Origin of the sequence: Leuconostoc carnosum (genome assembly GCF_007954525.1) — a bacterium.
Classification (GTDB): Bacteria; Bacillota; Bacilli; order Lactobacillales; family Lactobacillaceae; genus Leuconostoc; species Leuconostoc carnosum.
This window is the reverse complement of record NZ_CP042374.1, coordinates 189,942-213,418: the sequence shown is the minus strand read 5'-3', so window position 1 is coordinate 213,418 and position 23,477 is coordinate 189,942. Positions and strand designations below refer to the sequence as shown.

At 34.9% G+C, this 23,477-nt stretch carries 22 protein-coding genes; 14 read left to right on the top strand and 8 right to left on the bottom strand.

Translation table 11 applies throughout. The features are described 5' to 3' along the window. The first annotated feature begins 50 nt into the window (after positions 1 to 50). Positions 51 to 557 carry a QueT transporter family protein gene (locus tag FGL89_RS00985; RefSeq protein ID WP_221429594.1) on the top strand — a complete coding sequence of 169 codons (507 nt, stop codon included), beginning with the start codon at positions 51 to 53 and terminating at the stop codon, positions 555 to 557. Further along, positions 557 to 1,294: a 3-oxoacyl-ACP reductase gene (locus FGL89_RS00980; RefSeq protein WP_014974280.1), complete on the top strand. Its 738-nt coding sequence runs from the start codon at positions 557 to 559 to the stop codon at positions 1,292 to 1,294. Before FGL89_RS00985 ends, FGL89_RS00980 begins: the two co-directional genes overlap by 1 nt. Positions 1,295 to 1,403: 109 nt before the next feature. On the opposite strand, the gene FGL89_RS00975 is transcribed toward FGL89_RS00980, so the two are convergent. Further along, positions 1,404 to 2,078, bottom strand: a complete 675-nt coding sequence (locus FGL89_RS00975; RefSeq protein WP_223824441.1) for an Rgg family transcriptional regulator — start codon at positions 2,076 to 2,078, stop codon at positions 1,404 to 1,406. Further along, on the bottom strand, positions 2,002 to 2,265 hold the full coding sequence (locus FGL89_RS08705) for a helix-turn-helix domain-containing protein (RefSeq protein ID WP_014974282.1): 264 nt from the start codon (positions 2,263 to 2,265) through the stop codon (positions 2,002 to 2,004). The genes FGL89_RS00975 and FGL89_RS08705 overlap by 77 nt, the downstream gene beginning before the upstream one ends. Positions 2,266 to 2,409: 144 nt before the next feature. Between FGL89_RS08705 and FGL89_RS00970 the strand changes: the two genes are divergently transcribed. The 6 genes from FGL89_RS00970 (at position 2,410) to FGL89_RS08805 (ending at position 11,497) form a co-directional block, all read left to right on the top strand. Continuing rightward, entirely contained in the window at positions 2,410 to 7,218 is a 4,809-nt protein-coding gene (locus tag FGL89_RS00970) for a glycoside hydrolase family 70 protein (protein WP_014974283.1), read from the top strand. A gap of 166 nt (positions 7,219 to 7,384) precedes the next feature. Beyond that, complete coding sequence (locus FGL89_RS00965) at positions 7,385 to 8,437, top strand: 2,3-butanediol dehydrogenase (protein ID WP_014974284.1); 1,053 nt, start codon at positions 7,385 to 7,387, stop codon at positions 8,435 to 8,437. Between the two features lie 203 nt (positions 8,438 to 8,640). Beyond that, positions 8,641 to 9,123, top strand: a complete 483-nt coding sequence (locus FGL89_RS00960) for a glutathione peroxidase (protein ID WP_014974285.1) — start codon at positions 8,641 to 8,643, stop codon at positions 9,121 to 9,123. Between the two features lie 154 nt (positions 9,124 to 9,277). Further along, entirely contained in the window at positions 9,278 to 10,705 is a 1,428-nt protein-coding gene (gene gndA, locus FGL89_RS00955) for an NADP-dependent phosphogluconate dehydrogenase (protein WP_014974286.1), read from the top strand. Positions 10,706 to 10,830: 125 nt separating this feature from the next. After that, the gene (locus tag FGL89_RS00950) at positions 10,831 to 11,319 is read left to right on the top strand and encodes an MscL family protein (RefSeq protein ID WP_014974287.1); all 489 of its coding nucleotides are present in this window, start codon (positions 10,831 to 10,833) and stop codon (positions 11,317 to 11,319) included. 16 nt (positions 11,320 to 11,335) lie between these two features. Continuing rightward, a complete protein-coding gene (locus FGL89_RS08805; RefSeq protein WP_148273016.1) occupies positions 11,336 to 11,497 on the top strand; it encodes a GNAT family N-acetyltransferase in 162 nt (53 codons plus the stop codon). A gap of 147 nt (positions 11,498 to 11,644) precedes the next feature. On the opposite strand, the gene FGL89_RS00940 is transcribed toward FGL89_RS08805, so the two are convergent. Continuing rightward, entirely contained in the window at positions 11,645 to 12,031 is a 387-nt protein-coding gene (locus tag FGL89_RS00940; RefSeq protein WP_014974289.1) for an MmcQ/YjbR family DNA-binding protein, read from the bottom strand. A 379-nt stretch (positions 12,032 to 12,410) separates the two neighbouring features. Here FGL89_RS00940 and FGL89_RS00935 point away from each other — a divergent pair, with 379 nt between their 5' ends. Further along, entirely contained in the window at positions 12,411 to 13,328 is a 918-nt protein-coding gene (locus tag FGL89_RS00935; protein WP_050895541.1) for an IS30 family transposase, read from the top strand. A 76-nt stretch (positions 13,329 to 13,404) separates the two neighbouring features. Further along, the gene (locus FGL89_RS00930) at positions 13,405 to 13,773 is read left to right on the top strand and encodes a GNAT family N-acetyltransferase (protein WP_014974290.1); all 369 of its coding nucleotides are present in this window, start codon (positions 13,405 to 13,407) and stop codon (positions 13,771 to 13,773) included. A gap of 526 nt (positions 13,774 to 14,299) precedes the next feature. On the opposite strand, the gene FGL89_RS00925 is transcribed toward FGL89_RS00930, so the two are convergent. Next, positions 14,300 to 15,100, bottom strand: coding sequence for a hypothetical protein (locus tag FGL89_RS00925; RefSeq protein ID WP_243129506.1), 801 nt, complete (start codon positions 15,098 to 15,100; stop codon positions 14,300 to 14,302). A 319-nt stretch (positions 15,101 to 15,419) separates the two neighbouring features. Here FGL89_RS00925 and FGL89_RS00920 point away from each other — a divergent pair. Then, positions 15,420 to 16,489, top strand: a protein-coding gene (locus FGL89_RS00920) for an IS3-like element IS1163 family transposase (RefSeq protein ID WP_105451717.1) whose coding sequence is annotated in 2 segments (ribosomal slippage) — positions 15,420 to 15,648 and positions 15,648 to 16,489 — 1,071 coding nt in all. Because the reading frame shifts where the segments join, the coding sequence is not laid out codon by codon here. 290 nt (positions 16,490 to 16,779) lie between these two features. Here the strand turns inward: FGL89_RS00920 and FGL89_RS00915 are convergent. Next, positions 16,780 to 17,901: an alpha/beta fold hydrolase gene (locus FGL89_RS00915; RefSeq protein WP_014974323.1), complete on the bottom strand. Its 1,122-nt coding sequence runs from the start codon at positions 17,899 to 17,901 to the stop codon at positions 16,780 to 16,782. A gap of 115 nt (positions 17,902 to 18,016) precedes the next feature. Here FGL89_RS00915 and FGL89_RS00910 point away from each other — a divergent pair, with 115 nt between their 5' ends. From FGL89_RS00910 to FGL89_RS00900, 3 genes are all read left to right on the top strand, one after another. Further along, positions 18,017 to 18,580: a TetR/AcrR family transcriptional regulator gene (locus tag FGL89_RS00910; protein ID WP_041773208.1), complete on the top strand. Its 564-nt coding sequence runs from the start codon at positions 18,017 to 18,019 to the stop codon at positions 18,578 to 18,580. A gap of 325 nt (positions 18,581 to 18,905) precedes the next feature. Further along, positions 18,906 to 19,640, top strand: a complete 735-nt coding sequence (locus tag FGL89_RS00905; RefSeq protein ID WP_014974326.1) for an AzlC family ABC transporter permease — start codon at positions 18,906 to 18,908, stop codon at positions 19,638 to 19,640. Continuing rightward, positions 19,630 to 19,959, top strand: coding sequence for an AzlD domain-containing protein (locus tag FGL89_RS00900; protein ID WP_019040175.1), 330 nt, complete (start codon positions 19,630 to 19,632; stop codon positions 19,957 to 19,959). The genes FGL89_RS00905 and FGL89_RS00900 overlap by 11 nt, the downstream gene beginning before the upstream one ends. A gap of 172 nt (positions 19,960 to 20,131) precedes the next feature. Here the strand turns inward: FGL89_RS00900 and spxB are convergent, their stop codons facing one another. The 3 genes from spxB to FGL89_RS00885 form a co-directional block, all read right to left on the bottom strand. Next, on the bottom strand, positions 20,132 to 21,952 hold the full coding sequence (gene spxB / locus FGL89_RS00895; protein WP_014974328.1) for a pyruvate oxidase: 1,821 nt from the start codon (positions 21,950 to 21,952) through the stop codon (positions 20,132 to 20,134). A 130-nt stretch (positions 21,953 to 22,082) separates the two neighbouring features. Continuing rightward, a complete protein-coding gene (locus FGL89_RS00890) occupies positions 22,083 to 22,829 on the bottom strand; it encodes an LrgB family protein (RefSeq protein WP_014974329.1) in 747 nt (248 codons plus the stop codon). Between the two features lie 18 nt (positions 22,830 to 22,847). Next, a complete protein-coding gene (locus FGL89_RS00885) occupies positions 22,848 to 23,255 on the bottom strand; it encodes a CidA/LrgA family protein (protein WP_014974330.1) in 408 nt (135 codons plus the stop codon). Positions 23,256 to 23,477: the final 222 nt, after the last annotated feature.

The following is a 23,477-nucleotide window of genomic DNA, read 5'->3' as shown; positions in this document are numbered from 1 at the left end:
TGGAAGAAACTTTATCAACTAAAAATAGCACGAAAACGCGTAATATTACTATGGTAGCCGTGGTGGCTGCTATTTATGCAGTGATTACTTTTGCAATTCAACCTGTCGCTTTTGGTCCCGTACAATTACGTGTTTCAGAAGGACTAAATCATTTAGCTGCTTGGAATAAGCGTTACATATTAGCTGTTGGGCTCGGTGTCTTTATTGCTAATTTAGTGTCGCCACTAGGTTGGATTGATTGGGTATTTGGCACATTGGGTACGCTTATTATGACTGGAATAACTTACCTATTAACTCGTCGTGTTAATAGTGCTGTCTTGAAAATCATAATTAGTTCGGTGGTAGTCGCTACAATAGGGATGGCAATATTAGCAGCTGAATTTACTTTTGCGTTTAGCATTGGAGCTAGCGGTGCATTTCCGTCCGGATCCAAAGGTGGTATCCTTGCGCAATGGGTAGCGTACTATATTACCCTTGTACCGGGTGAGATTGTCTCATTAATTGTTGGTGGTGTGGTTATTTATGCTTTAAGTAAAGTGGTAGATTTGTCAAAATAATGATTGAACAAACTTATACAAATAAAAATATTTTGATAACCGGAGCTGCATCTGGTATTGGTCTTTGCCAGTTACATACTTATCTGGATGCTGGTGCAGTTATCTATGCTTTAGATAATCAGAAAATACCCTTTCAACATCCACATTTACATTCATATCGAATTGATTTAAGTCATCATGCTGATTTGACGAAACTTGTGCAAACGATAAGTGAAATGTGTGATGTAGATATTTTATTGAATACCGCGGGAATGTTGGATGGTTATAAAACTTCACTTGAGACAAAACTATCTGATTGGCAACAAGTATTAGATACTAATTTAACACCTATGTTTATATTAAGTAATATAATATTGCCAAAAATGCTTAAAAGGCGGCAGGGCCACATTATTAATATGGCTTCTATTGCTGGTTTCACTGCTGGTGGTGGCGGTGTTGCTTACACTGCTAGTAAGCATGCAATTATTGGATATACTAAGCAGTTAGCTTTTGACTATGCCAAATATGGGTTACATGTTAATGCAATTGCACCAGGTGCAATTGATACACCAATGAATGCTGCTGATTTTATGGGTGAAGGTCTAATGGCTAAAAAAGTGGCTGAACAAACACCGGCAAAACGTTGGGCCACTGCACAAGAAGTAGCTGATTTAACATTATTTTTAACAAGTCCACAAGCAGATTATATCAATGGTGTTGTGATTCCCATTGACGGTGGATGGACCTTAGGACATTAATAAGAGCAGCCAAGCAGACATAAAAATGCCGTTGTTAATAATTAATTATATAAAAAGTCACCCGGAGTAGTTTAAAACTACTCCGGGTGACTTTTTATATAGTAGTATATTAGTCTAAGTTACAATAAATCATTTTTTTAATATGATAATACTCTAATATATGATTGAAAATATTGAGTGTATGGGTGATATGAAGACACTTTGTAATATGGTAGGCATCATGAATTTTTTTCATGTTTTTTTCAGAGATACCTTGCCAAAATAATAAATATGTTTGAAACTCAAAGTCTTGGTCGTGAAATTTAACCAAATCAATCTTTTCTAACAATTTGTTAGTCATAGCAGATTTATTTTGCATAATAGCTGCTTCTAAAATAGCAATTATCACTGGTGCTACCATATGAGAAGTAGTGTCAGACATGTCCTGTTGCAGATATTGATTAATAATATCGTTAATATAAGGCTTCATATTCTCAACGTTTATCATATTAGCGACGAAAAAAAGTAAGCAAAGGTCATAATATTGCCAATGATCAATACAAAAAAAATAATCTATGAGTTCAGTCTGGACCGACACCGTGGCTAATTTGAAGTCCAAATGATAAAGTGTTGATTGTGCCATTAAAAAACAATGACGCAATGAAATATTATCTAAATGGTTAGCGGATGTGGCTTGAGTTGAATCAGAGATCTGTTGTAAAGTTGTTTTATCTTGCTTGTAGTATGCTTGTTCTAATTTTGATTTGATTATTGATAAGTTGTTTTTTTTTACCAAATACCGCATTAAAATAGTCATCGATGGGTATATTTAATATATTGCATATTTTTTGTAAATTATAATCTGTGGGAGATGTTTGGTTATTCTCTATCCGAGAAATCATAGATTGTGATCCAATTAAATCACCTAATTTTTTCTGCGATATTCCTCTAGCATTTCTAGTTATTCTAATTATAGAATTGTCCATTATCATTTTTATTTTTTCCTAAATCCAATATTCATTTTTGCATATTTTTAGAATATACATTTCATTAGTGTATATTGAAATTGTTAGTTCTGTCAACAAGAGGTGAGATACGCTTGCCAGAATGAATAACAATTTTTGGAGGAAAAAAGAATGAGAAATAAAGAAACGACTTGTCGTAAAAAATTATATAAGTCCGGCAAATTATGGGTTACTGCGGGATTGTTATCATCATTAGGACTTGGTTTATCCGTACCACAAGTTTACGCTGATACAACACAGAGTGGACAAATTGCTCAAGTAAAAGTGATACCTGACAATCCGAAAAGTGTTCAGAATAGCGATGATGATCATATTGTTACAACTGACGTACCGAAAGATAAAAAAGTAACGCACAATCATCATGCGGTTGTGGTGGATCAAGCGATTGCAAATCAAGGTCAACCAAAATTAAGTAGTGACGATAATTCTGCTAATAAACTTGATAAAAGTAGTCAAGTAGCTGATGCTAACAAAACTGAACAAAAAGATACAGTTAACAATGTAGTAGTAGACCCAAATAACGATGATGATTCTGTTAACAAAGCAGATAAAAATGGTCAAGTTGCTGCCAACGATATAAAGAAGGCAAACCAAGATAATAACCCGACGCCGTTACGAGATAAGAATAGTGCTGATGATAGAGTAGAGAAAGCTGATCAGGTAGATGTTGGTGTTAAACCAGATGAGAATCAAGCCCCTGCAACTAATCCAGTAATAGATTCAAACAGTGATCAAGACAATAAAAAAGAAACAAGTTCCAATAAATCTATCTCAACGCCACAAGATGAGAAACAAACGGCATCACTCACTGCACCAACTCAATATAATTCTAAAAATATTCAAACGATTGATGGTAAGACATATTATATTGACGATAATGGTCAAAAAAAGAAGAATTTTACAACAATAGTCGATGGACATGTATTGTATTTCGACAAAGATAATGGTTTTCTTGTACCAACCAATGATTATCAATTTAAAGAAGGATTGACAAGTCAAAATAATAATTTTACCAAACATAATGCTGTACATGGTGATACTGCAGATAATTTTACTGAAATTGATGGCTATTTAACAGCGGATAGTTGGTATCGACCTAAGGATATATTAGTTAATGGTAAAGATTGGACATCCTCGTCCAATAATGATTTTCGTCCACTTTTGATGACTTGGTGGCCTGATAAAGTGACTCAAATTAACTATCTTAATTATATGAAAAGCATCGGCTTAAGTAATAGTCAAGTTGAATATTCTAATCAAGATAGTCAAAGTGTCTTAAATCAAGCCGCACAGGATGTACAAATTAAAATAGAACAAAAGATTAGCCACGATGGGCAAACTGAGTGGCTAAAAAATAATGTTTCTGATTTTGTTAAACGTCAACCTAATTGGAATATTGCCAGTGAATATGCAACAACTGGAAATGATAAAGATCATCTACAAGGTGGTGCATTATTATATGTTAATAGTGATAAAACACCTGATGCAAATTCAGATTACCGACTTTTGAATCGTACACCAACAAATCAAAAAGGTTATTATTCTTATTCTACTGACCTAACTCAAGGTGGTTATGATTTCTTATTAGCTAATGATGTTGATAATTCAAACCCTGCTGTTCAAGCCGAACAATTAAATTGGATGTATTATCTATTAAATTTGGGGTCAATTACCAATCAAGATGCTGACGCAAATTTTGATAGTATACGTGTTGATGCTGTTGATAATGTCGATGCTGATTTATTACAAATTGCAGCAGATTATATGAAAGCAGCATATGGTGTTGATAAAAGTGACAGTGTTGCTAATCAGCATTTGTCAATTTTAGAAGATTGGAGTGATAACGATGCAGAATATGTCAAAGATAATCATGATAACCAATTATCAATGGATAACAAATTACGCTTGTCGCTAAAGTATTCTTTGACCATGCCCACGGCTGATCAAAACGGCAATAGTGTTCGTAGCGGTTTGGAACCACTAATTACTAATAGCTTAGTTGACCGTACAATAGACACAACTAACAATGTAGCACGTCCAAATTATTCATTTGTTCGTGCACATGATAGTGAAGTACAAACCGTAATTGCTGAAATTATCAAGCAACGAATTGATCCTAATTCAGATGGGTTAACGCCAACCTTGGATCAGTTAACACAGGCATTTAAAATCTACAATGCCGATCAATTAAAAACAAATAAAGAGTTTACACAATATAATATTCCTAGCACATATGCGCTGTTGCTAACCAATAAAGACACAGTACCGCGAGCATATTATGGCGATCTCTTTACCGATGATGGCCAATATATGGCAAACAAATCACCGTACTATGATGCAATTAACACATTGTTGCAGTCTCGTTTAAAGTATGTTGCTGGTGGTCAACAAATGGCGATGCATTATATGGCTGGTGATAGCAATATGCCTGCAAATGGGAACCGTGGCGTACTGACTTCTGTACGTTATGGTAAAGGCGCTATGACAGCAGACGAGCAGGGGACTAATGACACAAGAACACAGGGGATAGCTGTTATCGAGGCTAATAATCCTGACCTGAAGTTAAATCAACACGATCAAGTAGTTGTAAAAATGGGAGCTGCCCATAAAAATCAAGCTTATCGACCAGTATTACTCACTACAAACAATGGCATTGCCACATATATATCTGATTCGGATGTTAGTGATGCATTAATAAAATATACGAATAATAATGGTGAACTAACTTTTGATGCTTCTGAAATAAAAGGGTTTGCGAATTCGCAAGTTTCTGGCTATTTAGCTGTTTGGGTACCAGTTGGGGCTGATAATAAACAAACAGCAGTTACAGAAAGTTATTCTGTAGATGAAGTTAAAAATGGACAAACATTTCATTCAAATGCTGCACTAGATTCTCAGGTAATTTACGAAGGATTCTCAAATTTTCAATCTTTTCCAACTAATGAAGATGAATATGCTAATGTGATTATCGCCAAAAATTCAGATTTATATAAGAGCTGGGGGATTACTAGTTTTGAGTTTCCACCACAATATCGATCAAGTACTGAAGGAGGATTCTTGGATTCTATTATCCAAAATGGTTATGCTTTTACAGATCGCTATGATCTAGGATTCGATACACCAACAAAATATGGGACAATTGACCAACTACGTGATGCAATTAAATCACTGCACCAAGCAGGAATTCAAGCGATGGCTGATTGGGTACCTGATCAAATATATAATTTGACTGGACAACAAATTGTAACTGCGCAACGTGTTAATAATTCGGGCATTTATAATGAAAACTCTGTGATTAATAAAACGCTTTATGCAGCCCAAACTGTAGGTGGCGGAGAATATCAAAAATTATATGGTGGCGAATTCTTAGACACAATTAAAAAATTATATCCATCATTATTTACAACTAAGCAAATTTCTACTGGGGTACCCATGGATCCAAGTGAAAAGATTAAAGAATGGTCAGCAAAGTATTTTAATGGTAGTAATATACAGGGACGTGGTGCTTATTATGTCTTAAAAGATTGGGCTACCAATGATTATTTCAAGGTGAGTTCACCAAATCAAAATCAAGCATTTTTACCTAAACAGTTACTTAATCAAACAGCTAGTACAGGTTTTGTTAATGATAATAAAGGCATGACCTATTTTTCAACTAGTGGATACCAAGCAAAAGATACGTTTATCCAAGATGAACAATCAAATTGGTACTACTTTAATAAAAATGGGTATATGACTTATGGATTTCAAAAAATTAATGGTTTTGGTTACTATTTTTTGCCAAATGGTATTGAATTGCAAGATGCTTATATGGAAAATAGTAACGGAAATGTCTATTATTTCAATAAGCAAGGTAAGCAATTGACTAATGTCTATTTTATGGATGATAATAAGCAATGGCACTATTTTGATAAGAATGGTACTATGGCAAACAAAGGCATGACAACAATACACATTAATGGTGAAGAAATAGTACAGTATTTTAACCAAGATGGTGTACAAGCAAAAGATCAGTTTATAACTACTAGTGATGGTAAGATGTATTATTTCTCTGATGATTCTGGGGATATGATTAGTAATCAATTTAAAAAATTAGCTGACGGTTCATGGGCTTACTTTGGTTCAGATGGTAGTGCAATTAAAGGTTCTCAGCAAATTAAAGGACAAGCACTTTATTTTGATGATGATTATCGTCAAATTAAAGGACGCGAAAAAGTTGATACACAAGGCTTAATACGTTATTATAATGCTGATTCCGGCGAAATTATAGTTAATCGATTTGAAAAACTGTCTGACGGTTCATGGGCCTACTTCGGGGTCGATGGTGTGGCTGTCAAGGGTAACCGAATCATTGAAGGGCAAAATCTTTTCTTTGAAGATAATTATAGTCAAGTCAAGGGAAAAACGGTGACTGATACGCAAGGCAGAATTCGTTACTATGATGCCGATTCAGGTGAAATGATAGTAAACCGTTTCGAAAAACTGTCTAACGGTTCATGGGCTTATTTTGGTGCAGATGGTGTAGCGGTTAAAGGGTATCAAACGATTGATGGTCAGCAGCTTTACTTTGATGATAATTATGCTCAAATAAAAGGTCAAGAAGTTGTTGATGTACAAGGTCGCTTACGATTCTTTGATGCTGATTCCGGTGAGATGGTTGTTAATCAATTTAGACAACTGTCAGATGGTTCATGGGCTTATTTTGGTGCAGATGGTGTAGCGGTTAAAGGGCATCAAACGATTAATGGTAAAAAGATGTATTTTGATAATAATTGTCATCAAGTAAAAGGTCAAGAAGTTATTGATAGCCAAGGATCAGTACATTATTATGATGCTGATTCCGGTGAGATGGTTGTTAATCAGTCAAGGCAATTATCGGACGGCACATGGCGTTATTTTGATAATGATGGTAAAGCATGACAGATTAGTTAAATGTGAACAATTATTCATTTTATGTTAAGAATGACCTTTTATTCATGGCATTCGTTAATCATTTTGGTGAATTTACACAAAAAACCCAAACTTAGTTGTATAATAAAGTCTGGGTTTTCTAACCTAAAATTTATTATTCTAGAGGAGAGATTTAATGAAAGCAGCTGTATGGCATGGTGTTAAAGATGTTCGTGTGGAAGATGTTGAATTAAAACCATCAAAGTCAAATGAAGTTGTGGTGCGTGTAGCATATGCAGGCATCTGCGGTAGTGACTTACATGAATATCTTGAAGGACCAGTTTTTATTCCTGTTGATCAGCCTGATGAACTAACCGGTGGAGAAGCACCACTCACAATGGGACACGAGTTTTCAGGTATTATTGAAAAAATCGGTACAGATGTTACCAATTTTAAAGTTGGCGATCATGTAGCTATTAACCCAACGGTGACTAAGGGAAATTTGGCCAGTGATCTTGATGTGTATGATGGTTATAGCTTCATTGGTTTGAGTACCGATGGTGGGTTTACATCATATGTTAATGTTCCCGAAGAAAATTTGTACCATTTACCAACAGAATTTTCTCTGGAGCTAGCTGCAACTATTGAACCAACAGCTGTTGCCGTTCAAGCGGTTAAAGAAGGTGGTTTACGTTTTGGTGAAAAGGTGGTTATTTTTGGTGCTGGTCCAATTGGTGTATTAGTTGCCGCTGCTGCCAAAGCAGCTGGTGCTACTAAGATTGTAGCAGTTGATCTGTCTGACGTACGCTTAAAGAAAGCACTTGAAATGGGCGCAACTGATGTTGTGAACCCTGCGGAAGTGTCGGATACTATTGCTGCAATTAGTGATATTATTCCTGGTGGTGCAGATGTATCATTTGAAGTAGCTGGCGTACAACCAACTTTTGAGCAAGCCATAGATGCCACAAGACCTCGTGGTACTGTTGTCATTGTGTCAATATTTGCACGTCCGATTACTTTTGATCCAATGAAACTGATGAATGCTGGTGTTAAATTAACAACGACTATCGCCTATTCGAAGGAAACTTTCCAACAAACAGTTGATCTTGTAAGTAGCGAACAGATTAATGTCAAGCCAGTTATTACTGACATGATTGCTCTTGAAAACATTGTTTCAAATGGATTTGAAGCACTAACACAGGATAAATCACAAGCAAAAATCTTAATAGATTTAAGTAAAGAACAATAATATTCATGCTAGGTAGTAATTTTCTAATAGAAAGTTGCTACTTTTTATATTCAGAATTTCTGAAATTAATGTTAGTAGAAACCATAACATGTAAATCAAATAAATACTTGTTTCTCATAGTTAGCGCTATAATGAAACTAGGTGTTATTAACTGTGTATGGTATTTAAGCATACATTTAGGATAATGATTAGAAAGGGAATTTATGGCAACCAGTGTATATGAATTTGAAGTTTTAAAAGAGGATGGTACAGCATATTCACTTGAAAGTTTTCGTGGGCAGCCTCTTATTATTGTCAATACAGCGACAAAGTGTGGCTATGCACCGCAATTTGAAGAACTAGAAGCTATTTATCAGGAATATAAGGACCAAGGGCTTGTCGTTTTAGGTTTCCCATCAAATCAATTTAAACAAGAGTTAGGTTCCAGTCATGAAGCCGCTGAATCTTGCCGATTAACCTATGGTGTCACATTTCCAATGCACCATTTAATTTCGGTAAATGGTAAGAATACTGATCCACTTTTTAAATACTTGAAAGATATGAGTAAGGGAAGCCTAGGCAGTACAATCAAATGGAATTTTACAAAATTTTTAGTTGATAAAGACGGCCAAGTTGTAGAACGTTTTGCACCAATGACGAGTCCAAAGGAAATGATTCCAGCAATCAAAAAAATAATGAATAAATAGGGTGAATGTAACACACCTTTGTGATTTGTAGAACATTTTTTTGACAACAAGGTATTGACGAGATATAATGTAAGCGATTACATTATATCTCGTTTAATTTCGTTGATGAGGTAATTTTTAGTACAACACAATTGAAAGGAAAGTAGGTATTAAAATGAATCAAGCAGATTTTGGTGTTATCGGATTGGCAGTAATGGGCAGAAATTTAGCCTTAAATATTGAATCACGTGGTTTTCATGTTGCGGTCTACAATCGTTCACGTGAGCGGACAGATGACTTAGTTAATAAGCATGCTGATAAGAATTTTGTTCCAAATTACACAATCCAATCATTTGTGCAGTCGATTAAAGCACCTCGCCGTATTTTAATGATGGTCAAGGCTGGTCGTGGTACGGATGCTGTTATCGATGAATTGCTACCTCATCTGGAAAAAGGTGATATGCTCATTGATGGTGGTAATACATTTTTTGAGGATACGATTCGTCGCTCAGAAAAGTTAGCAAAATCAGGTATTAACTTTATTGGTATGGGTGTATCTGGTGGTGAATTAGGCGCTTTACAGGGGCCATCGCTTATGCCGGGAGGCCAGCGTGCGGCTTATGATTTAGTAGAACCAGTATTGAAGCAAATTGCCGCAAAAGCGCCAGAAGATGGTAAACCAACAGTGACTTATGTTGGTCCAAATGGCGCTGGACACTACGTTAAAATGGTTCATAATGGGATTGAGTATGGTGATATGCAATTAATCTCGGAATCATATGATATTTTGAAGCGTGTGCTGAAGTTAAGTTCGAATGATTTGGCAGATACACTGGCCGATTGGAATAAAGGTGAACTCAACTCTTACTTAATTGAAATTACTGCTAATATTTTAACCAGAAAAGATGATTTGGGTTCAGACAAACCAATTGTTGACGTTATCTTAGATCGCGCTGGAAATAAAGGTACTGGAAAATGGTCTTCACAGTCTGCTCTAGAAGTGGGCGCACCACAATCGCTCATTACTGAATCAGTGTATGCTCGCTATATATCTGCAATGAAAGAAGATCGTGTTGCAGCATCGAAAGTATTAGCAGGTCCAGATTTTACTTTTGCGGGTGATACTGATACAACAAAAGAAGATTTGCGAAAGGCACTCTATTTTGGTAAAATTATGTCTTATGCGCAAGGCTTTGATCAATTACGTATGGCATCTAACGTTTATAAATGGGATTTGCCATTTGGTGAACTAGCACAACTATGGCGAGCAGGTGCTATTATTCGCGCGCAATTCTTGCAACGAATAACTGATGCCTTTACTAAAAATGCTAGTTTGCATAATTTATTGCTGGATCCTTACTTTAAATCTATCGCTGAAAACTATCAGAATGCCACTCGACGTGTGATAGCATTAGCTGTTAGTGCTGGTGTACCAACACCTTCACTGTCTGCAGCAATTGCATATTATGATTCATATCGTTCAGCGGTATTACCAGCAAACTTAGTGCAAGCACAGCGAGATTATTTTGGTGCTCACACGTATGAACGTACAGACAAGCCAGTCGGCGAGATGTATCACTACTCGTGGTATGATGAAGCTTAATTTAATTATTTTATCTCAAAGTCATCATTTATATTTGATGGCTTTTTTAATGCAGTTGGAGTTGAAAAAGAGCCATAATCATGGAATAATAATAGTTATTATAATGATGAATAATTGGGAGCAAAATGAAAAGATATATATTTAATAAATATAAATTTACTTTAGATACTGATTTAGCTTCAACGCAAGCTAACCAATTTAGAAAATTTGTGACTTCACCTGCAATTATTCAATTATCAATTGGTGTGATTGTGGGTGGCAGTCTGACGAAACTGATTCAAAGTGTCATTGAATTGGCTACGGGAATCTTTTACTTTTTATCGTTAATTATATTTTCGCAGAATCATAGTCCTGAATGGCTACATATTCTGACACCTCTTGTAGAAGTTTTTAAAAATGTATTGACACTAGGTGCTATTGCTGCCTGTGTTTTCTTTTTTGTTAAGTTTATTAATAAGTTTTTTGTGAAAGAAAAATCCGAAACACTGGGCTATAATGCTCAGTTAGAAGAAACCAAAAAATTATTACAATCACAAAATGAGACTAATATGTTATTGAAAGAATCTGTTATGTTACAGAAAAAACTATTAGGTGAAGTGCCATCTGAAAAGTGATGTAAAAAATGGTGTGATGTTTGACAATCAGCTAATTGCTACTATTTCGAGTTATAAAGATACAGAATTAACTGCTAGACTAGTTTCATTTGCTGTCAGTCAGAATTTCCAAAAAAGAGGTTTAGATTCATATTTATTACAGAAGCTGCTCGTTGCACAGCTCATGATTTTTATCTAAAAAATCAATTTCAAGATGTGTCAGGACCAATAAAAAACGTTTTTTTAGGTATTGATGATTATGAAATGAAGCTCGTTCTATGATTTAATTGTAGACAGGAACGGCAGTATCAGTTCAAAATGAGGATTTTTTTTGAACAACGTAATTCTAATCCGATTCAGTGAGTGATTTATGAACAGAAAGTAGTATGTTTTTATAAACTAACTTATAGGAATTTTCAATCATTTTTTCAATTTCTTGATCCGAAAGCGCCATGGTTATAAGTTTAATAGAGTTCCAATGCGTTTTGTTTGCGTAATAGCCTTCAGTAACATCAGAATACATCTCACGTAGCTCAATATTGGATTCCAGATCAACTTTTAATGTAATAATTGATTTGTCAGAAACAGTCGGTGTCATCAACCCAAACATCTTTCCGAATAGGTCAAAATAGATTGTTTGCCAATCATCACGAAAATAGACTTTAGCATGAGGCAAACTATTGCCAAAGTCTTGAAAGTGCTTTATCCGTGAACTTACTATTTGATCAATCATAAGTGTGGGCATCCTTTGACCTGTATTTTAAGTCTATTATAACAAATTTGCACAAGGAGAAGACAAGTTAGAATAGCGTATCAAAGGCAAGTAGACGAGAGATGAATAATCATTTTGATAATCAGTACACGTGTTATTAGTGGTTAATTTTTTTATGGTGATGCTTGAATGGATTTTCAGAATAATTAATGCGTAAACCACTAAAAGAGGTATATATCACTAATTTGAAACGTTTTTTATTTTATAATTAAGAACAATTTGGAGGCATATGAAATGTTACTATACGGTAGATTGTAAAATTAAACCGAACACTTGAATAAAAAAGCCGCAGCGCTTTTAATGGTAATTGTCCAAAACAACCATAAAGGAACTGCGACTCATGACTAGTTTATCATCTCAAGAACGTACTGTCATTCAAACTTTGCTGGAATTGAATTATTCGATTCGTGCCATCGCGCGTTTTATTAACCGATCACCTGCGACGGTCTCTGTTGAAATTCATCAAGTCACGCCCTATAAAGCTGATATTGCTCATGCATTGGCATTGAAAAAACGTCATCTACGTGGCCGTCATCACACACTAACACCAGCTATCGCTGTCTTTTTGAATGAGCACATTGGCATTTTAAAGTGGTCACCAGAAACTGCTGCTCATGTTTTAGGGTTACCTTTCAAAACGATTTATAATTGGCTCAATGCTGGCCGACTCAAACTGTCATTAGCTGATTTACCTGACAAAGGTATTCGTCAAAAACGTCAGTCTGATGGCAGACGTCAAGTATTTGTTCACGGCCGTTCAATTGAATCAAGACCCAAAAGTGTTCAAGCACGGCAGGATTTTGGTCACTTTGAAGTTGATACGATGCAATCGGGTAAGAAACGTGGTGAAGTGCTTGTCACAATCACAGAAAGATTAAGCCGGCAACATATTGTGAGGCAAGTTAGTGGTCGCAATAGTCAGGCAGTGACACCGGTATTAATTCATTTTTTTCAAGGGATCGAGAATGCTAAGTCAATCACTGTTGATCGAGGACGAGAGTTTGCAAAATATGATGAAATCGAGCAAAAACTAGGCATTCCAGTTTACTTTGCACACCCATACTCACCAGAAGAACGTGGGAGTAATGAGATATTAAACCGATACGTTCGGCGATTCATACCAAAGGAGCGAAAAATTGAGACGGTTAGCGCCAAAGAATTAGATCAAATTAATCATTGGATTAATGCAAGACCAATGAAAACACTCAATTGGCAATCACCACGAAAGGTTTTTCAGCAGTTTGCAGTGTTCGGTTAATTCTTGCAATCTACCATACTATAAAACAATTATTTAGCAGCACATAAACTAAAAATTTATTATAGGAGTTAGACTAATGATTAGTTACAAAGAAACGAAGGAAATATCTGGTACTGATTTAAAAAAACTATACTCAAGTGTTCAATGGTTTGCATATACAAACGATATGAAAGTGCTTAGAAAAGCAATTAATAATTCATTGGCAATGGTAACTACTTGGGATGATAATAAGTTAATCGGATTAGTTCGAGTTGTCGGCGATGGATACACAATCATATATTTTCAAGACATATTGGTTCACCCTGAATATCAAAACCAAAAGATTGGTATCACCTTGATATCGATAATTTTAAATAAATATAAGCATGTTAGGCAAAAAGTTTTGTTGACAGAATCTGCCTTAATGCATTTACTTTTGATAATATATATTATGTTAACTAAATAGTGTTGGGCGAATTGCAAGTCATTTACCAGATGTTTAATCAATCGGTAAAATTCCGGAAATGTTTTTGTAATTTCACTGGTTGTTTTTTTATTTGTCAGACACTTCTTATTCTATTGTACCAATGTCATACAGCCATGTTAAATTACTGTCCACGGTTTCTAAAGCTTATTTTAAGGTGTTTTAACATCATGAATCCTCAACTAAGTTTCCAAAAAAATACAGATACTCAGCAAATAATAATGAGTATCTGTATTTTTATCTAGTTATTATGATTATTCTTGATTCAAGCGCTTACTTACTAGTACGAATCGTTAATCCGGTAGCTTGATGAATCTTTTTTGCTAACGCTGGTATTTGCATTCGTAGCGTTCGGTTAATTCTTGTAATCTGCCTTAAATAAAGATTTGTTTATAGAATACACTGCCCCCAGAGAAGGAGCTTGCCTTTTTTCTCCCCTCATTCATTATCAGGTTAGAAATTTATTCAAAGATTCCTTAATTTATTAACTTTGCAAAACATTAACTTGCTAGAAATCTGTATCTATATTGAATTCTAAAATATCCCATTTAGTGTATATTACCTTTATCATAGCTACAATTGACATTAATACAAAGATCGCTAGTGAAAGTAAAAGAGATGGGAGCCAGATATTAATCCAAACCATGGTTTTATTAAACAGTTGGGTTATTCTAACAAACATTAAACTCAATACAAAATTACACGTCAAAGATATTATTAATGTTGTAAATGAATAAATCAAAATTTCCAATTCTTTTTTTAAAAAAATATCTAAAGGTCTTAAACCTAAAATAAATAATTGTTTCATTTCAAATGTTTCTTTTTCTTGTAGTAACAGCATCATACATATAGTATTTGCTACTGTAATAAGTATTGGAGCACTTAAAAAAACAACCATATTTGATGTTCTAGTCCCTGAATCCCCACCATCAGGTAAATCAATAAGTAGTGACGAAAATCCCGAAATAAATATGTTTATAATTGCTACTGGAATATAGATCCTTTTGAAAATATCATCATTATCATTAATATTATAAGTTGCCAAGTTTAACAAAGATAATTTGAATCTATTTGATATAATATTAAAAATTTTAGAAAATATCAATAAGATTGTTTTTCCACATACAATTATTAATAATGATATTGCAATAATTTCTAAGAAAATTAATAAAATGCTTAGGATACCAAAAGCATTAATTCCTAATCTTTCTGGCAAGAGAGACAGAAAATATGCAATTATAGATATATTTAAAATCAACATCACTACCACTTTTATGTAATAAAATCTATCATTACTTTTTACGTTCATGTTTTCAATATTTTTTTGAATTTTATAGAATGTACGTCTTGAACGAACATATCCACTGTAAAAAGTTATTATTGTAATTAGTAGTAGTGTGATAATGAAAGATTGAAATGAGAACTTGATAGTCATAGGAGGAAATTGATGAGATCCTTGAGTACTGACAAAAAAATCATAATACATTTGAGCAAAGGGAGTTGATATAATAGAACCCAATATTGTACCCACGGTACTTGCAATAGATAATTGCTCCTATCCTAGTATTTGGTACATAAATTTCTGAACAGTTGTGCCATAATTAATAAAACAAGATAGGAGCATTCCAATGAAACGATATCAAGATGATTTTAAAGCCAGCATTGTGAAGATGCATCGTGAAGAGAAAAGATCTATTCGCTCGCTTTCCGAGGAATACGGTGTTTCTCCAGCCGCAATTCATAACTGGGTTAAAGACGCTAAATCAGTTGAGCTAGAAGACGGTACTGAAGTAACGTCCAAAGAATTCAAACAACTTCAAAAGGAAAATCAGCGATTAAAGGAGGAACTTGAAATTTTAAAAGCTGCGGCGGTGTTACTGGGAAAGCATTAGGACGAATTAATTGCCTTGTCTTCATAGAAGATCAGTTATTACGACACCGCTTATCAATTATTCTTTCGGCACTGAAATTACCGCGCAGCACCTATTACCATTGGAAAAGATATCAACCTAGTCAACACGAACGTGTTGATAATCAGCTCAAAGAAAAAATTAAATTGATTTGGGAAAATAATTATCGTGCCTATGGTTATCCACGAATAACGATGGTGCTTCGCAAGTCAGGCATCTGTGTTGGGTCAAAACGAATTTTACGATTAATGAGGGAAATGGAGATTCACTCTTTAATGAATCGGCGATTTAAAAAACCTGGCACTCATGTGGATCATTCGCAACGCCCCAATTTAATCAAGCACCAGCCCAATGCAAGGATATGGCGTGCTGACATTACTTATTTGGAATTACGTCCAGGAACCTGGGTTTATCTCAGTTCTATTTACGAACCAAAGGTTCATCAAGTTCTTGCTTTCAAGATTGGTCGTCAGATGGAGGCGACGTTAGTTGTAGAAACGATTAATCAGGCGCTTGAATGTCATCAAAAGCCACAATATTTTCACTCTGACATGGGTTCACAGTACACCAGCAACGAAGTTGAAACTTTACTTGAACGGCATCAGATTAGCCACTCATACTCAAAACAAGGTTATCCTTATGATAATGGGCCAATTGAAGCTTTTCACTCATTGTTGAAGAGAGAGTTTGCCTTTCAAACAACTTTTTCCAATTTTGAGGACTTGGTAATCCGAACCTCAAATTACATCAGTTGGTTTAATTCCGACAGAATTAGAACGAGTGTTTAGAAAAAGATGTGCCATTTATTGACATAGGAGCATAACGCTACACCAACGTTTTTAAGGACAAAAAATAAGCTACAGATCCTCTATGGTTAATTTTAGACAATTACCATTAAAGTATCTGCAGCTTTTTTGTGCAAGGTGTTCGGTTCAATTCATGCATTAAAAGGGTTTGTGTATTTGTGCTCACCTGCATTATCATTGTCAAAAGCAGAACCACGAAAACCTCACCATTTTTATTTTCCTCTTTAATTATATAAACAAATTGAGAATGTTATTTATTTTTTGGATTGAAATTAACTTAGAAAGTCACTGATTTTATCGAAAGCAATTTGCTTATTACCAACTTGACAGTGCCTTTCGCCACCACTTGACTGGTCAAATAAATAAGTTGTGACAGATTTAGCATTTATCAATGAATTTGCTACTAAGTCGATCGTTTTAGTTGGCACATACATATCATGATCACCTGCTAGCAACAAGACTTCTTGGGTAATCTTGTCCTCGATGCCAGACATGGTAAATTTTGAAATGGATTTGATTAAGTTCGAGGGTTTGTCCGTTTTCATGACTTCATTTCCTTTACGAATTTTGAATGCCATATCAACGTTAGTTTTAGTTGTAGCTAAAATTTTACGATTAACAAGTGCTGCAATGACTGGATTATTGATTTTGTGAACCGTTGCCGCAGCCTTCGCTGGTAACTTCATGGTCAATGAATCCATCATGCTGTAATACACATCAAACGCGATAACCTTTTCAATTCTAGGTTCAAATGCTGCTGCTCGCATTGACAAGTAACCACCCAGCGACATCCCAATTAAATCAGCCTTCTCGATGTTATAATAATCAAGTATAGCTTTTACGGGGAGCTCCCACTGGTAGGTCATTGGCAAGCCGGATTTCAGTGACATACCTTGTCCAGGTCCCTCAAACAATACAAAATTATAATCTTTCAAGACACCCACACAGTGTGTTAACACCAAACGAATTAATTCTTCCAAGTAAGAATCAAAACCACCATGAAAAACCAAAGTTTTTTTGGCACCGTCTTGTCGGATAATTGCCACCGGAATTTTACCATTTTCGTAATGAATTTGGTCAAATTCAATGCCAGAATCGTCAATTGATTTGTAATAATTTGACTTGAATAGTTGGTAAGTTTCTTCCTTCATTGGATGATCTTCACCAATGAAGAAATCTGCTAATTGATAGTAGGCGGATGAGAGCGCGTAATGATGAGCAAGAACAGCCTTTTTTCCTAAATCAATCCAAACCGAAATCCAACTTTCAACATCGTTAATACGCCTCGAAGCAGCATAAACTTCTGCTTGAACTTCTTCATCTTGATAGAAAGGTTCAATAAACCGGTTGATTTGGAAGTTGAATTGTTCATCTATATGATATTTTTGATACATGTTGTATTCTCCTTTTCCTACATATTACGATAACGTATTATTTAGGTGGAAGCGAGTTACAATCACGGCCAAAATGTTACATTATAATCAAATATTGCAAGGAAAATTATTTGTTATGACAGATAAATTTGAGATTACTAATCAAGAAATTCAACAAGCATTTTTAATGTTAATAGGATCTACTAAATTCTCTAAGCTAACTATCAATCAAATTTGTAGCGCAGCTAATATTAGTCGCATCACATTTTATCGACATTACGCGGACAAATTTGATTTGCTGGAGACCATCAATAATGCCAAAATTGTGATTCTGAAAAACTACATTCAATGTCGGTTAGATGAACAAGATATCTCAAATACATTATTACGAATGACAAAATTTCTTAAACAAGATGCAGCTAACATAGAGTCATTGTTTAAAATTACAAAAATTGGAAATCAAAACAGTTTAGAACATAAGATCAAGGAGCTACTCTATGATGAATTCTCTAACTTTATGTTTAAAGAACTTCAGGCCAATGTAATTAAAGGTATTCCAGTTAGTTATTTTGCAGAATTATATGCCGCTAATGCAACCATTTTTATCAAATATAGTCTTGAAAGTGGAACAAACCCACAACTTATCACATCCTTGAACAAAATTCAGAAATTTGTATTTGATTTTTTAAAGTCAAAATAAAAATCTTATTCAGCAATATACTCAATGATGTCGCTAAGTTAGAAATCTGAAAATCTTTTATAAGGTATCAAAGCGAATCTCTTAGCTTTGCCCTTCTTTAAAATAGATAAGTTAACTGGTATAATATTTATTTCTGCTGTTAATACTTTAGAAGACTTACTTTTCTGAAGTATTATTAACTCCAAGTGTTTTTTAATCATAGCCGCCTGCTTAAAATATTACACAAAACTATCAGAGTTTTTTTGTAACTATTAATTCAAGTCATTAAACATTGCCTTATATGATACAATTAGAATTTGTGAAATTTAAAAAAAGGTTGTTTTTTATGAATAAAAATACACGTAATATTAATCAATTTCAAGATGGTGTCAAAGATGCATTACCCACAGTATTCGGATTTTTGAGTATTGGTGCAGCATTTGGCATTATTTCGGCATCAGAAGGATTTACAATCTGGCAAATTTTTCTTTTATCTGCTGTATTGTATGCAGGTTCAGCACAATTCATTATTATCGGCATGTTGCTCGCTGACAGTTCTATTACCAGTATCGTATCAATGGTTTTTTTAGTGAATTTCAGAATGTTTTTACAATCTCTTGCAGTTGCCAATTTTTTTGATAAGCAATCATTAGTTTCCAAAATTTTGATGGGTAGTTTGGTGACAGACGAATCATTTGGTATTTTTTCATTAAATTCTGTTACAAAAAAAAGTATCAGTATTAACTGGATGCATGGATTAAATATTGCTTCATGGATAACGTGGTGGCTGTCTTCTATTATTTTCGCCTTATTTGGTAAATCGATAGCTAACCCTCAAAATTTTGGATTGGATTTTGCATTAATTGCAATGTTTGCTGGATTATGGATTTTAACAACAATTTCCTTTATAAAAGATCCGCATGAAAATAATCGTAACACTATACTGGCGATATTTATGACTGTTATTGTGTTATTAGTTTCTATGATGGTATTCAGTAAAGTAATCTCTGTTTTATTTGCTTCCATACTAGGAAGTCTGTTCATCTCTTTGTTAAAAAAGGAATCTTATAATGATAACTAGTCAACCATTTTATACTGTATTGATATTTGCTACTGGTGTAACTTTGCTTATTCGTATTTTGCCTTTTTTTCTGGTCAACATTATAAAATTTCCAAAATGGTTAGAGCTGTTTCTGCATTACTTACCTTTGACAATGATGACTGCATTGTTTTTTGATAATTTATTTGATAAAACAAGCGCTAGTATATTCCCTATATTAAATTTTGAGAATTTTTTTGCAATTGTACCAGCATTAATTATTGGATACTTAAAAAAATCGTTGATACTAGTTGTTTTAGTTGGTATTGTTTGTATGGCTGGTATTAGATTTTTTTGGTAAAAATCACGTTATTGAAGCTATGGAAATATGGGGAACTCACTACACGCAAATGATGAAGTGATCTTTTTAATCAGAACAATTAATGTGAAAATAGAAAATTTTAAATTATAAAACGCACAGCTGTTGAAGCTATGCGTTTTTTTACATTTTATATAATATATTGCGTTTTATTTTAAAAGCTATACTTATTATCACTATTTTCTTTAATATATGTTGATGTTAAGCCCTCAGCTTCAAGAAATTCACGGAATGGCACTAATTCTTGTGCCTCGTATCTTTCTTTATAAGCATTAACAACGTCTTCACTGTACAAGCTTGGATCCAGCTTCAATGTTTCTACGGGTATTGGACGATCTTTAGTAATTTTTGCATCAATAACAACAACACGTCCTTGGTTGTAGTAATCGACTGCTTCCTTCATCACACGATCAATATCTTCAATACGGCTGACTGTCAAGCCAACAGCACCTTGTGCTTCGGCAATTTTAGCATAATCCACATCAGTAAAGTCAACGCCAAAGTTATACGTGTTTGTGTCTTCGTACTTATTCTTGATGAAACCATATTCAGTATTTGTGAAGACAACGTTGATCACAGGCAAGTCATACCGAACATTTGTGACAACATCTGGATACGTCATGGAAAAGGCGCCATCACCCATTAAATTCCAAACTTGACGATCTGGGTAAGTATTCTTAGCGCCAATACCTCCTGGCAACCCAATACCCATTGTTGCAAACAATGGTGATGTGCGCCACATATTCTTGGGTGTCATGTGCAAATGACGAATTGACATTTGTGTCACGTTACCAACATCAGTTGAGAAGATAGCATCTTCCGCTGCGTACTTATTAATAGCATTGTAAACTTGATAAGCTTGCAGATCCCCTTCGGTCTTTTGTTCGAGCTTGTTCATGTAATCACGCCAGTTTTGTACGTTTTTAACGTTAGCGTTCCACCATGCTGATTCCGTAGTTGGAGAAACTTTAGCAAGTATCTCAGTTATTGCTTCACCAGCATCACCCAGAATAGCAACATCATTTTGGTGACGCTTACCTAACATTGCTGGATTATTGTCAATTTGAATGAACTTATCAATGTTACGGAATGTACCTTCAACCTCTGAGAATGGGAAATTTGTTCCGACGAACAATACAGTGTCTGCTTCGAGAACAGCTTCATTGGCCGGTTTCCAACCGACTCGGAATGTCGATCCGGTGAATGCTTCGAAATCCCATTCAAAAGTTTCAAAATTCTTACCAGTTGTGATGATTGGTGCTTTAATCTTGTGTGCCAGCTCTTGGACTACTGGACCGTGACCCATCGTGCCGACACCGGCATAAATGACTGGGCGCTTTGCTTGGTTCAACAACGCAACAGCTTCATCGATGTCTGTTGCGTCAACAGGCGCTGACTTATATTCTTTATACTTCAAACCTGACGAGTATAATGGTGATGAATAAATTGAATCGGCATCAATTTCTGAAAATCCAAAATCAGCAGGTACTTCAAGAACAGCAACACCACGCTTTGCAATCGCTGTACGGATGGCATCGTCAACCAAGTGAGGTAATTGTTCTGCGGTAGCCACACGACGATTATAAACAGCAATACTTTCATACATTGGATTCTGGTTCAATTCTTGGAACGAATCCATATTCAACTCTCGAACTGGCTTTGATCCTAAAATAGCCAATACCGGTGTGTTATCCATTGCTGCATCATACAGACCATTAATCAAATGCGTGGCACCAGGTCCACCAGATCCAACGGCAACACCCAATTTACCGCCAAACTTCCATTGCATGACAGCAGCCATAGCAGCGACTTCTTCATGTTTCACTTGTAAGAACTTGATGTTATTTTCAGGATGTCCCATCGCATTCATCAAACCACTCAATGTTCCGGAAGGAATACCATATATTGTGTGGACACCCCATCCTTCCATGACTTTCAAAGCCGCTAAACCAGCTGATATTTTTTTATCTGACATCTGATATCTCCTCCTAAATGAGAAAGCGTTGTTATTGAAAGCGCTTTCATAACGGTAAGTAAAATTATATCTCAACCAATACAGAAAATCAAGTAACCCAACTCATTATTTTCATTTAATATGATTGAAGTTACATAAGACCCATTAATTTAGCAAATGTTGGCACAATGAGATCAACAATTAACCCAATAACCACCATTGAGATAGACGCCATAGCACCCTCTACTTCACCAATTTTTATCGCTTTTGCTGAACCAATAGCATGTCCAGCGGTACCGAATGCCAATCCTAATCCCATCGGATCTTTATCTAATCTAAACCATTTTACCAGTTGATTTCCTAAAGCATAGATTACAACGGCATTGATAATGACTGCCATCGCTGTAATTGATGAAGCAGTCGCACCTAATTGACCGCCTCCAGCAATAACAGAAGAAATTGGTAAAGCTATTGCTGTTGTTGCTGCCTGAGGTAGCATAGCAATTGTTGCGATTTTTGATAACCCAAACAAGTGAGAAATGGTAAAAATAATGAATAACGCCACGCTTAATCCAACAAATAAAGAAGTAAAGATTCGTAACCAATAACGTTTTACCAAATCACGACGTTTGTATAGTGGCACTGCAAAAGCCATAGTTGCTGGACTTAAAAACCAAAAAATCAAATCGCCACCAATTTTATACTGTTTATATACTGACACGATAGGTTGATGCAATAGACTTGATAAACCAATCAAGACTAAAATACCTAGTACCATACCAATGAGCAAAGGTTGAAATATAAAAATCGGAAATTTCTTGAACAGTTGTTGACCAATCCAATAAACGAAAATCGTTAAAAAGATGCCCCAAAACGGTGTGCTTAAAAAAGATAACATATTCTTACTCCTCTCCACCTATGATTTATGGTGTAATTTATCGCTAATTTTAGCCACTAGTTGTGATGTGTAAGCAATTGACAACAAAAGGACAACAGTTGAGATAATAACAACCACAATGATTTTTATGCCCTCTTGTTTAAATAAATCTAGCGAACTAGCAAGTGAAATACCAGAAGGTACAAATAACAACCCAATTAAACCAATTAAATTGGTTGATAGGCTTTCTACTTGTTCTAATTTAACAAGTCCACTGACAAGCGCCATGAACAACAATATCAAACCAATTAATGGCGTAGGCACTGGAAATTCAGACCATATTAATGAAATTCCGGTTGATAAGATATTAGCTACTAATAAAATAGTGCTAAAAATCAGGAATTGCGTTAATATTGGCGCAGCTTTTTTTTCATGATTATTTTCCATAGCAAGAAACCCCTTTTTCATAATTGTAAGCGTTTACATTACACCTTAATTTTACACCATCACTCATACATTGCAAACTAGTTTTTTTCATTAAAATAAATCTACTCCTGAAATTATCGCATAGATAAACTAAATCATTTATCGTTAACTATGCCAAAAAGCCCAATAGCTTGGACAGATTTTTACTCTGTCCAAGCTATTGGGCTCTCTTCAGGATGGTCG